This window comes from Chryseobacterium sp. GW823-FHT05E08, from assembly GCF_058795655.1.
In genome coordinates, this window is the sequence record NZ_JBXAHY010000001.1 from 1,200,627 (window position 1) to 1,216,330 (window position 15,704).

The following is a 15,704-nucleotide window of genomic DNA, read 5'->3' on the forward strand; positions in this document are numbered from 1 at the left end:
TTTTTTTGATTTTAGTTATGAATATTTTTAAGTTCGCAAGGGCGTTCCACTCAGCGAAGAAGTGAATTGTGAATGGTCAATAAGTCAATTTTACATACATTGACAATTCACTTTTTAAGACATATAAAGTCTTGAATACAGTCTTTCATGCTGCATACAACGAATATCGAAAGAGGTGTTACAAAGACCTACTAAATCTCTGTCGAGTTCTATGGTTTCCTGAGCTGTTTTTTCCAGTATTGAATATAATTTGAACAGAATATCCTGTCCGTCGAGCTGTCCAAGCGGAACTAATTTTACTGCATTTGTGATTATTCCCGCCGAAGAAGTGTAGTAAAATCCGAAAAGTGCTTCCTGTAGAGGAATTCCTAATAAACTCGCATACATTCCGAAGACGATGCTGTAATGAGAACTTGCTTCACGATTTTGAACTGCCTTTTCATAAGCTTCCATCAACTCAAAATTTTCATGTCTTTTGAATATTTTGATTAAACGCAAACCTAATTTTTGACTTGCCTGACGAATTTCTTTCGGACATTTCAATGCATTACATTCCTGATCCAGATTTAAAATTGTTTTTAAATCTTGAGATTCTGTAGCTTCATATGCCAGTTTTACAAAAGCTCCGTCGTTATATTTCAGATTATATTTGAGCATATTTTCTACAAATTCCTGCGCGGTTTCTCTGTTGTGTACAATTCTTTTTTGCACAAAAGTTTCCAGTCCGTTGGAATGCGTGTAACCTCCAATCGGTAAGGTTGGATCTGAAATATGTAATAAGCTGGCTAAAAATTTCATGTTATTCATCTTTTGGAGCTGCCATTTTTAAAATTTTAGTAAAAATTGATGAACCTAGGCTTCCGTGTCCGTGAGGTTCTACATTCGATTTGAGAAGATTCAACAACTTTACAGTTTGTTTTTCAGGTTTAAAACCACTTACTTCCAACCATCTGTACATCGGCATTTCAAAAGGCAATAACACTTTATTTTCCTGTATAAAAAGCGGAATATGTTTGTTCCCAATTTCATAGCAAACCGTTCCCATTTCTAGCATAGAATCCGGAGAAATTACAATTGCTTCTGTCTCCAAAATATTGACAACAATTAGCTTTTCTTGGTTTTCGAAAAGAATATCACCTTCTCTGAGACGTTGACCCTCCCTAAGAAATTTAATCGCAATATCTTCTCCCTGACGTGTTTTTTTACGTTGAATTCTTTTTGTAGATTCAAACCATTCCAGATCAAGATAATCTATTGATTTTCCGACAACAGACTTATCTGAAATGTTGCCTAAAGTTTCGTTAATTATCATCTTTCTTAGCTTTTTTTCTGAAATCAAAATTCTTAGAAATCCCTACTCCGAATGTCGAACCGCTAATTCCTGCAACATAAGTTTTCGTCCAGCCTTCTTTTGCCTTGGTCTGCAACATAGAAAGCTCTGCAAATTTGAATTTGAGTGCCCAACCGCCGCCTAGAACAATTCCGATCAAAGGATAAGCGCGAAGACGGTATCCATTAAAGTTTTCCATTGATTGTGCAGTTCCTGAAACCTGTTGTCCCCAAACGTAATGAGCATCAATCTGAGCAATCAGTAAAAAATATTTTCCGAGCGTTAATGATGGGCTGTACCAAATTCCGGCTTCATTTTGTTTGTAAACTACACTATGATCTACAGCATTTTGTGAGTAAGCATAATTTACCCCGATAACGTCATTGTTATTGATAAAATACCCCAATCCAATCGGCGCACTTGAAACTGTACTACTTGTGCTTGAAGGCGTTGTAATTTTTGAATAATCTAATGAACCGTAAACCATGAACTGTCCTTTTGGGCCATCTTCATCGCTTTTCATTCTCATTCCACCCAAAAGTTGTGCATTTGTTTTTACTGAAAACATTGATAATCCAACTATTGCAAAAGAAAAAATGGTTTTATTAAAGTTTCTCATTCTTAATTTTAATTCTGTTATTATTTAAATTTTTCTTTGAGATAAACCTTATAGGTTTTTAGAGCCTATAAGGTTTGTTTTATTTTTAAAATAAATAATATAACTGTGTTAATGGCAGTTTGTCTGCAGGCTCACATGTAATATGCACTCCATCAACTGTTACTTTATAGTTTTCAGGATTTACCTCAATTACCGGAGTTTTATCATTATGAATAAGGTCTTTCTTTGAAATATTTCTGCAATTCTTTACAGGAAGAATCATTTTTTCTAATTTATATTCAGCAATTGTTCCGTTATCAATTGAAATCTGAGAAACGAAATTGGCACAAGTTCCATATTTAGCACGACCATGAGCTCCAAACATATTTCTGTAAATAACAGGTTGCGGAGTTGGGATCGAAGCATTAGGATCACCCATTTTTGCAGCAATTACAAAACCTCCTTTTACGATCATTTCAGGTTTTACTCCAAATAATGCAGGTTTCCAAATCACTAAATCGGCTAATTTCCCCGCTTCGATTGAACCAACATATTCTGAAATTCCGTGAGCAATAGCCGGATTGATGGTATATTTCGCCACATAACGTTTCGCACGGAAATTATCATGAGCTGTATTTTCATCTTCTTCCAGCTGTCCGCGTTGATCTTTCATTTTACTCGCTGTCTGCCATGTTCTGGTAATTACTTCGCCTGGTCTTCCCATCGCCTGAGAATCAGAACTCATGATACTGAACACTCCGATATCGTGAAGAATATCTTCCGCAGCAATCGTTTCCGGACGGATTCGTGAATCTGCAAACGCTACATCTTCAGGAATATTTTTACTTAAATGGTGACAAACCATTAACATATCCAAATGCTCATCAATTGTGTTGATTGTATAAGGACGCGTTGGGTTTGTTGAAGCAGGTAAAACGTTTGGATACATCGCTGCTTTGATGATATCCGGAGCATGGCCACCTCCAGCACCTTCTGTATGGAAAGTGTGAATTACTCTGCCATTAATCGCTCTCATCGTGTCCTCCAAAAAGCCACTTTCATTTAAAGTATCGGTATGGATTGCCACCTGAACATCATATTTATCCGCAACTTTTAACGCTGCATCAATCGTTGCAGGAGTCGCTCCCCAATCTTCATGAATTTTTACGCCTAATGCTCCAGCTTCAACTTGTTCTTCAATCGGTTCTTCTGCAGAACAGTTTCCTTTTCCGAAAAAGCCTAAATTCATAGGATATTCTTCTGCTGCTTCCAACATTTTCTGCATGTTGAATTTCCCCGGAGTAACGGTTGTTGCGTTCGTTCCGTCATTTGGGCCTGTTCCGCCTCCGATCATTGTCGTAATTCCGCTGTAAAGAGATGTTTCTATTTGTTGCGGACAAATAAAGTGAATGTGCGTATCAATGCCTCCTGCGGTTACGATGTATCCTTTACCACCATGAACTTCCGTTGATGCTCCAATGATCATGTTTGGAGTTACACCGTCCATTGTGTCAGGGTTTCCGGCTTTACCGATTCCGACAATTTTGCCGTCTTTAATTCCGATATCTGCTTTTACAATTCCCCAATGATCGATGATCGTTGCTCCTGTGATACAAAGGTCTAGAACACCTTCCGCTCTTTTTGCGGTAACGTTTTGTCCCATTCCGTCACGAACGGTTTTTCCACCTCCGAAAACGGCTTCATCGCCATAGTGAGTAAAATCTTTTTCGATCTCAATGATTAATTCTGTATCGCCCAATCTAATTCTGTCTCCTGCTGTTGGACCTAATATATTGGCGTATTGTTTTCTGTCTACGTTTAAACTCATGTTACAGATTTTTAAAATTTAATTGATTGGCTTTAGCTAAGCTTTCCTCTTTTTGAGTCGCTGAATCTACAGATCCGTCAACAAGATTATTGAAGCCCATTGCTTTTTTATTTCCTCCTATTTCTACAAGCTCTACTTCTTTTTCCTCTCCCGGCTCGAAACGAACGGCTGTACTCGCAACGATATTTAACCTCTTTCCGAAAGCTTTTTCTCTGTCAAAGCTCATTGCTTTATTCACTTCAAAAAAATGAAAATGAGATCCTATCTGGATAGGGCGGTCTCCCGTATTGATCACTTTTATTTTTACCGTTTCTCTGCCTTCATTGCAGATGATGGTGCCTTCTTTTACAAAAATTTCTCCTGGTATCATAATAGTTAGGATTAACGAATTGGGTTATGTACTGTAACTAACTTAGTTCCATCCGGAAAAGTAGCTTCGATCTGAACATCATGGATCATATCTGCCACGCCCGGCATCACATCATCAATAGTAAGAATCTGTGCGCCTTCCTGCATGAGTTCTGCCACTCTTTTACCGTCTCTGGCTCCTTCCAGTAAAAAGTGACTGATTAAAGCAATGGATTCAGGGTAGTTTAGTTTAAGACCTCTTGCCTTTCTTTTCAGAGCAACTTCGCCCGCCATATAAAGCATTAGCTTCTCTGTTTCTCTTGGTGTTAAATGCATAAATGTTTTTATTTAAAAATTGGACATATGTTATCTTGTCTGCCTTAATGAAAAAGCAAATCAGAGTATCGAAAAAATTGAAATTGGACATACGAATCCCTTATCCGATATGGAATACGGACTCATTGGAATTAGTTATGATTAAAAAAAGAAATTAGCAGCCAGGTATCTGCAAAGAATGGTAAAGTATATACCTGGGTAAAGTAATAAATGAATAGTTTTGAGCAATAACAGGCTCAGAAGAAGAATTCTGAATTCTAAATACATTAGCAATCCATCTTTCTAAAAAGACCTCAACATCAAGAATTGATTTATCCCGATCTTCTAATGCAAATTCATCCTGAATATCTGATAAATTATAAACATCAACCTCAGTTTGCGTATTTGCTTTCTGTAAAAACTTACCTTGATTATTGTTGATAGAAAAAGAATGCTTTTCACTTTTAAAAAAGTGAAAACCTGTACATAATACCGCAAAAAGGAACGCGATATGCAGCAGTAAGATTCTATTTTTTCTTTTCATCATTATAACTGTAAAATTATAACAATGAAAATTTTATGACTATCAAAAAGGTTATTTAAAATGTTCAAAATCGTGACAAAATATAGACATCAGATTTTCAATTTTAATGAATATTTTTCACATCAACATAAATAAGTATAATATCATTTATTTTTAAAACACTTTATTGATAATGCTTTTCAAAGATTTTAATTAAATAAATTACTTAATTATTCACTTTTAAAAAACAGATTAAGAAAGGTTCATGATTGCTATTGTAAGAGTTATTTTTTGTTTATCCTAAAGTCTATACAAATTTTCAATGATTTAAATTAGATATTTTATTTTGTTTTTTTTTTACTTCTGCCTAAATTTGTAAAAAATAAATTAATGAATTATAAACTTGAGCTCAATACGCAGGAACCTAACTCTAATATTGTTTTCAATACAATCGTATTCGAGTCATTCAAGGTTAACATAGTTGAAAGATATGTGGGGAAAATGCGTTTTGCTCCAAAATTATGTCATGCTTTGTTTAAAATCAGGACTTTGGATAATCAACTCATTGAAACGAGAGACGGAAATGTAAGGGTAAAAATTAAAGATGATAATTTCGAAACTTATCAGAGATTAATCAATGTGCTTAATTCTTACGACTATAAGAATAAACTAATCAACAGAAAAGATGCAGATCAAGATTATGTTCACTTTATTTTAGGATTGGTGATTTCTAATTATGATCTTAACTAAATCTTTTTTTATTTCATAAAATTATTCAGAATAATATTGTTTTGGAGAACAGAAGTAGAGTAAAACTCTGTTCCCAAAACAAAGTTGATTTACTACAGTAAAGATCAACTTTCTTTAACAGATGTTTTCAGAAAGCACAAAATGATGAAATAATTTCATGTATCTTAAAGTCATGAAAAATATAGTTTTGATTTCTTCACTTCTTGCCGGAATTCTTACTTATTCGCAGGAAAAACAGCATTCTTTTGTGCAAGTACGAGAAGAGTTAGGCGATCTTAATAAAGATGGCTTGAAGGATAAAGTGACCGTTTCGATGGACACTATTGATGCTGAACAGCCTCTAAAACTAGAAATATTTTTCCTACAGCCGAATAAAAAATTTAAATTAATTGTTTCTTCAACAGAAATAATGAATCCTCAATATCCAAACGGAAAATATGGAGGAGATCAAGTTCCGGATGTTTTTATTGAGGACGGTTATTTTATTTTCTATTCTGAAATTAAGGATGTTAAAAATCAATATAAATTCCTTTTCAATAACGGAAAATTTGAATTAATCAATCTTTCAAAAGTACGTTGGGACGGCAAAAATACAACTACCGAAACTGAATTTGACCTTTTAAAAGGATCAAGAATCGAAATATCCCAATTATTAGGTTCAGATAAAATCATCAATAAAGGCGAAAAGAAAATCAACTTAAAGCCGTTGCCTACCATTCAAACTCTCAGAAAGTTTGATAATCAATTGGAGTAAAGTTATTTAAAATTGATTTGATTGGTACATCGCAAAGGCGCAAAGTATAACTAAAATACTGTTTTAAGGCGCAAGGATTTTATCTGCGATAAAATTTGTCATGTTTACATCTAATGCTTATCGAAAATCTTCGATTTTCTCGCGCCTTAAAATCTGCATACAGATCAAAAACCCTTGCGGCTTTGCCATTCCTCCAACAAAAAGCATTTTCCTTTTTCATCTTTTCTCATGCATTCTTTCTGCATAACTTCATTAAGTATTTCTACTTAAAGTTGTAATTCATTATTTCTACTCTACCACATTTTCAGCCTTCTTTGTTACTTTGAAATACATAGTAAAGACAACAATAATGTGCTTGAAATCCCCTGCACATGAGGATTTAAATTCAATCTTTAAAATATTGTATTCTTTACTTGTTTCAAAAACAGCATAAAACCTAAAAACAAATAACCATGAATACTGAAAACTACGACGTAATCGTTATTGGCGGAGGAGCGATAGGTCTGGCAACTGCGTACCATCTCGGCAAACGCAAGGCAAAGACGTTGGTTCTTGAGCAGTTTACTTTTGTGAATCAACTTGGAAGTTCAGCAGGAGTATCTCGCCAATTCCGAATCCCATATCCCGACGAATATATGGTGCAAATGGCTTTGGATGCACAACCTTATTGGGATGAATTAGAAAAAGAAACCGAAACTTCACTACTTGACAAAGTGGGTACGCTTTGGTTTGGAGATCCTGAAGTTCATTCTACTGAAGGAAATATCGCTGAAGCTGAAAAAGCTCTCAAAGCTTTAAATGTTCCTTACACGACCTTAACTGCAAAGGAAATTGAAGATCAATATCATTTTAGAAATTTACCTGAAAATTATACGGGATTATTCCAGCCGGATGGTGCCAGCATCAATTTTAAAGCTACGATTGAAACGCTTTTAAGTTTATGTAAAAAAGAAGAAACAGTTGAATTGAGAGAAGATTCGCCAGTATTAGAAATCAAACAAAAAGGTGAACTCTTTGAAATCACAACTCCTAACGGAATTTATATTGCTAAAAAATTAGCGATTATTCCTGGGCCGTACATTAACAGTGTAATTAACTTATTAGATTTTAAAATAGAAGCCACGTATTGGAATATGTCTTCCGCTTATTTCAAAAAAATAGATCCTAGCATACAATATCCAACATGGTTTGTTTTCCAGAATCCTGTAGGAAAAAACGGGAATGAATTTTATGGTTTCCCATCGGTATCTTGGGATCATCCGGAATATATTCGTGTGGCGCCTGATTTTGTTATTAATCCCTTAGAAGAACCTAGTGACAGAACTTTAATTCCAAATCCACAAGAACTTGCCTACACTTCTGAATGGATAAAAGAGCACATGACAGGCCTAAGTATAGAACCTGAATATACTTCAACATGTCTTATTGCTTTGAGTACGATACCCAACAAAGAATTGTTGATTGATTTTGCCCCAAAGTACGTCCCCAATTATAAAAACATTGTGGTTTACGCCACCGGATGGGCTGCAAAATTCACCCCTTTCTTAGGGAAAATTATGTCTGATCTTGCCTTGGACGGACATACGGATTTTGATATTTCTCATTTCCAGTTAGGACGTAAATTCTTTAAAGCCATTTAAAACTATTACACCATGAATAAAAACACCCCATTAAATCCAGGAATGCATCCTGATTTAAAAATTGAAGTCGCTATTATCGGTGCCGGAACTTCCGGATTATACACCGCTTACCGTTTAGTAACGGATAAAAAATTCACTGCCGACCAAGTACAAATTTTCGATATGAATAATAAGCTTGGCGGAAGGCTGGAATCAGTCGTTATGCCCGGAATGAATTTCTGGGGCGAATTGGGAGGTATGCGTTACCTGACCTCTCAGGAAATTGTAACGACATTAATTGAAGGTTATCCTCTTTCTGAAGCAAATCCGGACAAGCGTATTCCCGTTTTGAAAGATAAAATGACGCCTGTTCCATTTCCGATGGGTGATCCTACAAAATTATTAATGTATCTTAGAAAAGAACGTTTCAAACAAGATGCGTGGGATGTGGCTCAAAAAGAAGGTAAAAAACTGGAAACCCGATATTATTTGAACGATGATGATTATGGTTTTAGTTCAGATCAGTTATTTAATAAAATCATTTATGATGTTTTAATGGCAGATCCTTGGGTAGCTAAAAAATACGGAGATAAGATCATTAAAGGTGATACGATCTACGATTACAGCTTTAAATTAACAAGCAAAGACTGGGATGATATCAAACCTAAATTGGTCTATAATTTCCCAAATTCTCCTTACGATCAGCGTAAAGTGAATGATTTAGGATTTTGGAATTTAATTAAAGATCAAGTTTCGCAGGAAGGATATGAATTTGTAGCCAATGCGGGTGGATATTACTCAAATACAATCAATTGGAACTCTGCGGAAGCGTTTCCTTATATGGTTGGGGATTTCTCTGCCGGAACAATTTACAAAACCATAGAAGAAGGTTATGACAGCATCGCTTATGCAGTCGCCAATTCTTATATGGAGCATGATAGAGCCTGTATTTGGTCTGAAAATAAGCTACTTACTTTCACAAAAGAGCATTCTTTAAAAGATACTCATAAATATCAACTGACTTTTCTTAATCTAAAAACCAACACAACTTGGAATGTCTATGCAAACAAGCTGATTCTTGCCATGCCGAGAAAATCTCTGGAGCTTTTGGATCAGAATAATTTCTTTTTTGATATTAATGAAAATTCAGTGATCAATAAAAATATCCGTTCGGTGATTATGGAACCTGCGTTTAAAATTTTAATGGGCTTCCAATATCCTTGGTGGAAAGAATTAAAAATTGATTCCGGACATTCTATCACAGATTTACCGATGAGACAATGTTATTATTTCGGAACAGATCCTGAAACCAATAACTCAATGCTGTTGGGAAGTTACGGAGATATGGAAACCGAGACTTTCTGGAAAGCATTAACCGATGACAAGTTACTTTTTGAAGTAAAACCTGCCAAATCTGCATCATTAAAAGAACTGCATCAATTAGATGATGTTCAGGCTACTCAATTAATGGTGGATGAATTAATGAATCAGCTTAGAGAACTTCACGGTCCGGATATAACGATTCCAGATCCTTATGTAACTTATTTTAAAGATTGGACAGATGAACCTTTCGGCGCAGGATATCACGCATGGAAAGCCGGATATTCAGTTGAAAATGTGATGCCTTACATGAGAAAACCTGTTGCTGATGAGCAGATTCATATTATTGGAGAAGCCTATTCTGATCAGCAAGGTTGGGTGGAAGGCGCTTTTTGTGAAGCCGAAAAAATGCTTCAGGAACATTTTGGAATGCATCGTCCGATTTGGCTGAGCCCTGATTATTATTTAGGATGGTAGATTAAAAAAGATCAATTATAAAATAAATGAATCCAGCCCATAATTAAATATGAGCTGGATTCTTCCTAAAAAAAAATCTGTTTTTACCAACTAACAGAAATTGGAACACTATAAAACAAAACCCCTCCAGACTTTTATGTCTGAAGAGGAAATCTTTTCAAATTTTTAGTTTTGTCCGCCAGTACCTCCTGTCGGGTTTGAAGGAGTTGTAGGACAGCTTTTTGAATAAACTGCTTTTGTACTACTTAGGGGACAACAAAGAAAATATTTTGTTGTTACTTTATAGGTAACTGTACAAGATCCTTCTTTCTCTGTTACATAAGATATTTTATAACAAAAGAAGTTTGCTTCTTCTGGTTCTGCAAATTTTACTGTGTTTGCGCTCATCATTGAAGTACTGAATGTTGCAAGTAACATACCTGCCAAAATAGTTTTTTTCATCGTAAATTGAAATTTAAAAATTAATAATTAGTTTAAAATATTTTTTGCAAAAAAATTTTCTAGTATAAAGCCACGGCCTGGAACTTCGTTCCCTGGCCTCCTCCACCTTGTCGACATGTGATGTATGGGTTGCAAGTACCCTCCAGTTTAATCGTGTGAGTTCCGGCATTGAGTTTTACAAAAGCACTGCCTGTATTAAAGAAAATACCTTTAAGAGCTTCTGCACTGGTGCCTGTTCCGGTACCTACAGAAGAATTGGTATATATATTTGTAGATTTTACTACAATAACATTATCAACCACCAAATGTGTTCTCAGCATTTTGGAGCCTCCATCTGTAGGCGCTACAGAAGTACCATATTTAAAGACATCCCAGATAGGTACAGCAAAATTAATCTGTACCAAAGCATCTTTTGTAAGAGTAATTGTCTGACTTTGGATCATACCAGGTGTTCTGGCATCATCTCCGTTAGGATTACTGTCGCTAATTCCGACGTCTGTAATTGGAGTAAGATCAAACAGAACTTCATAAGAATTAGATGTAATAGCATTTACCGGTACAGATTTTAATGCTCCATTGGCATCTGCCACTACTATTTTATCTACAGTGGAATTAAAAGTATTGGGCAGAAGGTTTCTTACCCTAGCTGTTCCATTAACGTCTAATGTGTTTGTAGGAGTGCTTGTGTTTACACCTACCAGTCCGGTCTGTGCATTGATCATTACTGATGCTATGGCAACAGCAACAGTGAAACATTTTTTTTTCATTTGTAAGATTTATAATTGTGTTAATTTGTGTTTTTGAATGAATTTAATTATGGTATTGAAGAAAATAGTTTCTTCCACTTAGCGATCGTATTTCGGCTTAGTTGAAAATGTAGTGATAATTGAGAATTATTAAGTTTATTTTTAATCTGATATTCCAAAATTTCATGAATTGCAGAGATATCATAAGATTTATGCCTTTGATTTGATATCGAAACTTCTTTATTTTTAACATCAAATAATAAGGAATTAAGTTTTATAATATCTAAAAATGATAATTCCTGCTTGCTCAATATCGAATTACACTGTTCTTTTTTTTCCGGATATTTTCTTGCGATAATATCATTGTAAATTTTTTTGTAATCCGGTGATCCTACCTTTTGCATCATGTGTTTTTTAAAGCTTACTTAATTTTAAAATCTGATTCTGATTTTGCCTAAATTGTCTTTATCCCTATTTGACATTTTATTGAAAAAATTAATCCAAGAAATAATCATCTTGGTATTATTTTTTGACAGTGCAAATTTGCCCTTTCCATTTTTCTTACCAAAAAAAACACATGTTACTTGGCTATGACAATCAAGAAAAAAATGAATGAGATGCTTATGTGACATCTATCAAAACCTATGACAATCTTGTAATAGCCACATGTAACAATTTAAATATCAACTAATTAAATTCAATGAATTATTAATAAAGAAACTTTAGAAAATAAAATTTTATTTATTATTGATGTTTTTCATCCAGATATAAATATCCTCGTCCGACGATATTTTTAATTTTTTTCGCAATCTGTTCTTTCTGGTTTGTATAGATTGAGGCTGCACAAATGTGTACGTTGCTATATCTTTAGTAGAAAAATTTAGAAATAATAATGCACAAAACTTTAATTCTGTATTGATGAGTTGAGGTTCAATTTCCAATAATTTCGGGAAAAACTCAGGATAAACTTCCTGAAATCTTGTAAGAAACTCAGGATCATTGTTTTTAGCCAATTGTACCACTTCCTCAAAAGCAACGTTCAGTTTTTGACTTAATTCTTTTGTTTCCTGTACTTTTACATCCAAAATTTTATTTTTTTTGTGCATTCTTTTTAAAACCAAAAGAATAAAAATAATCAAGCCTAAAATTCCAACCCAGATACTGTAGAGTAAAAATTTATTTTTTTCTTTGATTTTATTTTCCTTTTTTGTGACCAGCTCTTTTACCGTATTTTCAATTTCGGGTTGTTTAGCGCTTATTAAACTGTCAGTAATCAAAGTATATTTTTGATGATATTCTCTGGCAGAATTTTCATCTCCGGCTAACTTATAAACTTTGGAAACAGCGTCATAAAGCCATTGTACCTGTATCACATTTTTACCTTTTTTAGATAATTGGATAGCTTTCTGATAATTAACAATGGCCGAATCATACTCCTTTTTATATTCATTAATTAAGCCTTTTATCTTATATAACTTAAAATTACTGTTTCCGAGTATTTTTATTGATTGAGCTTCCAATGGTTTAAGTTTCATTTCTGCTGAATCAAATCGTTTTTCTTCAAGATCAATTTCGATTAATGCCAAAGAATACCATAATAACATGGCTTTTAGTTTGGGCGTTAATTTTTTTTCATGTCGTAAAATATCAGTGCCTTTCTGAATATAGAATTTGGATGAATCTAATTGATTTCTAGTCTTATATACCGTTCCTATTTCACAAAAAGCATAAGATTTATGGTATATTCTTACCGAATCGATCGGAACTTCGTCAGACAATATGGTGATTTCTTTAAACTCAGAAATAGCTTCCTGATAAAGTCCCATATTAAAATAGTTAAATCCCAACGTATTTTTAACTAAAATCTGAAAGTCGGAATTATTCTGAGCATATTCGGTATTTTCTGCCAGTTTTAAAAATTCCATCCCTTTTTTGTAATTCTTTGCGTATGAATAACCGTTAGAGAGATTTAAATATCCTACTGCAATTCCTTTGGGATAGCTGATTGTTTTAGACTCTTTCAGTAAGAGCATATTTTTTTTAATGTACTCATCGTACTTGCCTTCTCTGGCTAAAATTTCGGTTTTATCGAACTCCAAGTCAATGTATTTCGTCGAAATTTGCTGTCCAGACAATAGAATGGAAAAAAATAAAATAAAAAGTTTCATTTTGTGTTAATTATTTATAAATATAAAAGTAAAATATTCCTAAATAGTGATTAAAATTTAAATTATTATACTAAATTAACAATATTATCATTATGTTTTGAGTAAATAATTTAAAATTTTGTTTACATATTTCAAAAAAATCATAATTGATTTATTTTGGGGGCAATAATAAAAATTTACATGTTATAAATTCGTTTAAATACATATTACACAGGTATGACATTTTGAGTTTTTAACATTTTTGAGTATTTTTTTCTCTCTAAAAACAATACTCTTTCTCAATCAAATAACAATAAATGATTATTCTCTTCTATAAATAATAAAGCAAAGAGGTTGTGTCACATATAAGTAAAGCCCTATTTTTTGTATTTTCTTAAAATAAATACCTAAAATTGAACGTTCCTGTTTTTTAAATTCTTAGTAAAAAAACAAAAAGCTAAAATCCATATAAACAAACACAATAACGATTAAAAAACTACCTATCAACATATTACAAACATGTAACATCCGTGTCATACGTGATAATTTGCAAAACCTAGTCTTCTGATGTAATATTGCCGAGTCAAATTTTATAAATATTGGGTAAAAAAATTTGAAGATTCTAAACACACAAATAAGTCGAAAATTAGTTATACAGGGTAATACTGCCCTGTATAAAATGAGGAGACAAAAAGAAGAATTAAAATTAATTTCGTGTTATCTGAAACTTCATATTTACTTGATAATGAAATAACTATTCATCATCTTTTATTTTTCAACTATGCTTTTTAAGAATATTCATATCGGCAAATTAGTACAAACAAGAGTCCGTGAAACAGATTTTTCTGTAGAAAGAATTATCAATTTTTTACAATGCAATGAAGAAGATCTTGAAAAGATGTATAATAGCACTTCTCTGGACTCAGAAACACTTCTAAAATGGAGTAAATTATTAAAATATGATTTCTTTAGGATCTATTCACAACACCTTCTATTATATTCCCCTCCCTCCTCTGTTACCTGTAATGAAATAAAGAATCAGAAAACTGAACTGCCGGAATTTAGAAAAAACATTTACACCGTTGAAATTATAGACTTCATTTTAGATCTATTAAGAACTAATGAAAAATCTAAACAACAAATAATAAGTGAATATAAAATACCTAAAACGACACTTTATAAATGGTTAAAAAAATATTAGCGGAAAAATTTAACCCGATTGGCTAATATGAATAATTGATAAACAAGTTTTTTATTATTTGATTCGGTGGGTATGATAATATTCTACTACTCACCGAATTGCTTTTTTCCAAGTTAAAATTTTACAATTTTAATTATATTTTTAATATAAAAAGCCTTTAAATATTACTATTTAAAGGCTTTTGATTTTATTTAGTTTCTTAACTTGCAAAAAGAAGGATTTGAATTTATCTCCTTAAATACTGATTAAATCTATATTTAATACATCACCGCGATTTTCTGCAAAAATTAATTGGTTTTATTTACTATTTATTTATCGGCTTATTTCAATCGTCTTACAGATACCTGCGTAACGGGACCTGAACCTGTAGAACCTGTGCTTAAATATTTAAGTGTGTAATCTTGCGTATTTATAGCTCTAAACGAATAGGTACTTGCTGCCAACATCGGAATTGAGGTAATTAAAGTATATGTTTGTAATCCGGCTGTAGGCGCTACATAAGCATCATTTACCCTTGCTACCCATAATCCCGTAGTATTGTTCCATATACCAATAACCGGGGAAGTTCCATTGGTGGTAGAAATCTGCACATTCATATTAATCTGATAAACCCCGTCAGCAGATACTTTAAAAGAATTGGTTGTAGCCGTTCCTGCATAAAGATTTTCATTATCAATAATTTCATTATTGAGATTACCAATGGGATTAGCTACCGTAGCTCCGGGAGAGCCAACGGCTGTAAAGTCAGCAGTCATTTGCACAGTAATTTCCTGTGCAACTAAAAACTGTCCATTAACAGCTATAACCGTCCCTGTTGATGTTGGTACACCTGCTAAAGTTTGCCATGAAGGTGCAGCACCTGGCCCATTTGATTTTAAGACCTGACCAATAAGGCCTGGCGAACCTGCAGTATTGCTATTACCCCCAACACTAAGTTCATTTGTAATTTGTAACGCACCATTCACATGAAGACTTTTTTGAGGGGTCGATGTTCCAATTCCCACTTGAGCATAAGTTATAGAATATATTGAAAGGATCAGTAAAAAAAATATTTTTTTCATTTTTAGTATATTTTAATGTAAAAAAGCAATTTTAATTAATTTTTTACGTCGCAAAGTACCGATATTTTGATTTAAAATAACTTAAAACACACATCGAAATATATCGATAAACACGTAGATATTTATCTATATAATACTGCTAATTTCGTATTGGACATATTTTGTTCTTAACTTTTTGTCTATCCTATTTTACTATTCGCCGACTTATCTTTTTCATGAAAATCAATGCATGTTTTTAATATATTT

General features: G+C 33.3%; 16 protein-coding genes. 4 read left to right on the forward strand and 12 right to left on the reverse strand.

From position 1 onward, the window contains the following. Window positions 1-114 precede the first annotated feature (114 nt). From AC1Q7L_RS05510 to AC1Q7L_RS05540, 7 genes are all read right to left on the reverse strand, one after another. Window positions 115-798 carry an urease accessory protein UreF gene (locus tag AC1Q7L_RS05510; RefSeq protein WP_492306738.1) on the reverse strand — a complete coding sequence of 228 codons (684 nt, stop codon included), beginning with the start codon at window positions 796-798 and terminating at the stop codon, window positions 115-117. Between the two features lies 1 nt (window position 799). Then, complete coding sequence (gene ureE, locus AC1Q7L_RS05515; protein ID WP_492306739.1) at window positions 800-1,312, reverse strand: urease accessory protein UreE; 513 nt, start codon at window positions 1,310-1,312, stop codon at window positions 800-802. Beyond that, the gene (locus AC1Q7L_RS05520) at window positions 1,302-1,949 is read right to left on the reverse strand and encodes a hypothetical protein (protein WP_492306740.1); all 648 of its coding nucleotides are present in this window, start codon (window positions 1,947-1,949) and stop codon (window positions 1,302-1,304) included. The genes ureE and AC1Q7L_RS05520 overlap by 11 nt, the downstream gene beginning before the upstream one ends. A gap of 85 nt (window positions 1,950-2,034) precedes the next feature. Then, window positions 2,035-3,756, reverse strand: a complete 1,722-nt coding sequence (gene ureC, locus AC1Q7L_RS05525; protein ID WP_410690070.1) for an urease subunit alpha — start codon at window positions 3,754-3,756, stop codon at window positions 2,035-2,037. A 1-nt stretch (window position 3,757) separates the two neighbouring features. Then, complete coding sequence (gene ureB / locus AC1Q7L_RS05530) at window positions 3,758-4,126, reverse strand: urease subunit beta (RefSeq protein WP_410690069.1); 369 nt, start codon at window positions 4,124-4,126, stop codon at window positions 3,758-3,760. Between the two features lie 11 nt (window positions 4,127-4,137). Next, window positions 4,138-4,440, reverse strand: coding sequence for an urease subunit gamma (gene ureA / locus AC1Q7L_RS05535; protein ID WP_492306741.1), 303 nt, complete (start codon window positions 4,438-4,440; stop codon window positions 4,138-4,140). A gap of 154 nt (window positions 4,441-4,594) precedes the next feature. Next, window positions 4,595-4,963, reverse strand: a complete 369-nt coding sequence (locus tag AC1Q7L_RS05540) for a hypothetical protein (protein ID WP_492306742.1) — start codon at window positions 4,961-4,963, stop codon at window positions 4,595-4,597. A 369-nt stretch (window positions 4,964-5,332) separates the two neighbouring features. Here AC1Q7L_RS05540 and AC1Q7L_RS05545 point away from each other — a divergent pair, with 369 nt between their 5' ends. From AC1Q7L_RS05545 to AC1Q7L_RS05560, 4 genes are all read left to right on the forward strand, one after another. Further along, window positions 5,333-5,692, forward strand: coding sequence for a prevent-host-death protein (locus AC1Q7L_RS05545; RefSeq protein ID WP_410690066.1), 360 nt, complete (start codon window positions 5,333-5,335; stop codon window positions 5,690-5,692). A gap of 172 nt (window positions 5,693-5,864) precedes the next feature. Continuing rightward, the gene (locus tag AC1Q7L_RS05550; RefSeq protein ID WP_492306743.1) at window positions 5,865-6,446 is read left to right on the forward strand and encodes a hypothetical protein; all 582 of its coding nucleotides are present in this window, start codon (window positions 5,865-5,867) and stop codon (window positions 6,444-6,446) included. A 452-nt stretch (window positions 6,447-6,898) separates the two neighbouring features. Further along, the gene (locus AC1Q7L_RS05555) at window positions 6,899-8,086 is read left to right on the forward strand and encodes an FAD-dependent oxidoreductase (RefSeq protein WP_492306744.1); all 1,188 of its coding nucleotides are present in this window, start codon (window positions 6,899-6,901) and stop codon (window positions 8,084-8,086) included. 12 nt (window positions 8,087-8,098) lie between these two features. Beyond that, on the forward strand, window positions 8,099-9,862 hold the full coding sequence (locus AC1Q7L_RS05560; RefSeq protein WP_492306745.1) for a flavin monoamine oxidase family protein: 1,764 nt from the start codon (window positions 8,099-8,101) through the stop codon (window positions 9,860-9,862). Between the two features lie 165 nt (window positions 9,863-10,027). Here the strand turns inward: AC1Q7L_RS05560 and AC1Q7L_RS05565 are convergent, their stop codons facing one another. The 5 genes from AC1Q7L_RS05565 to AC1Q7L_RS05585 all read right to left on the reverse strand — a co-directional run bounded on the left by AC1Q7L_RS05565 (window position 10,028) and on the right by AC1Q7L_RS05585 (window position 15,458). Then, window positions 10,028-10,303, reverse strand: coding sequence for a hypothetical protein (locus tag AC1Q7L_RS05565; RefSeq protein WP_410690062.1), 276 nt, complete (start codon window positions 10,301-10,303; stop codon window positions 10,028-10,030). 59 nt (window positions 10,304-10,362) lie between these two features. After that, complete coding sequence (locus tag AC1Q7L_RS05570; protein ID WP_492306746.1) at window positions 10,363-11,070, reverse strand: hypothetical protein; 708 nt, start codon at window positions 11,068-11,070, stop codon at window positions 10,363-10,365. Between the two features lie 47 nt (window positions 11,071-11,117). Beyond that, the gene (locus AC1Q7L_RS05575; RefSeq protein ID WP_492306747.1) at window positions 11,118-11,453 is read right to left on the reverse strand and encodes a helix-turn-helix domain-containing protein; all 336 of its coding nucleotides are present in this window, start codon (window positions 11,451-11,453) and stop codon (window positions 11,118-11,120) included. 333 nt (window positions 11,454-11,786) lie between these two features. Continuing rightward, window positions 11,787-13,217 (reverse strand): helix-turn-helix transcriptional regulator, encoded by a 1,431-nt coding sequence (locus AC1Q7L_RS05580; protein ID WP_492306748.1) that lies wholly within the window; start codon window positions 13,215-13,217, stop codon window positions 11,787-11,789. Window positions 13,218-14,717: 1,500 nt separating this feature from the next. Further along, entirely contained in the window at window positions 14,718-15,458 is a 741-nt protein-coding gene (locus AC1Q7L_RS05585) for a hypothetical protein (protein ID WP_492306749.1), read from the reverse strand. Window positions 15,459-15,704: the final 246 nt, after the last annotated feature.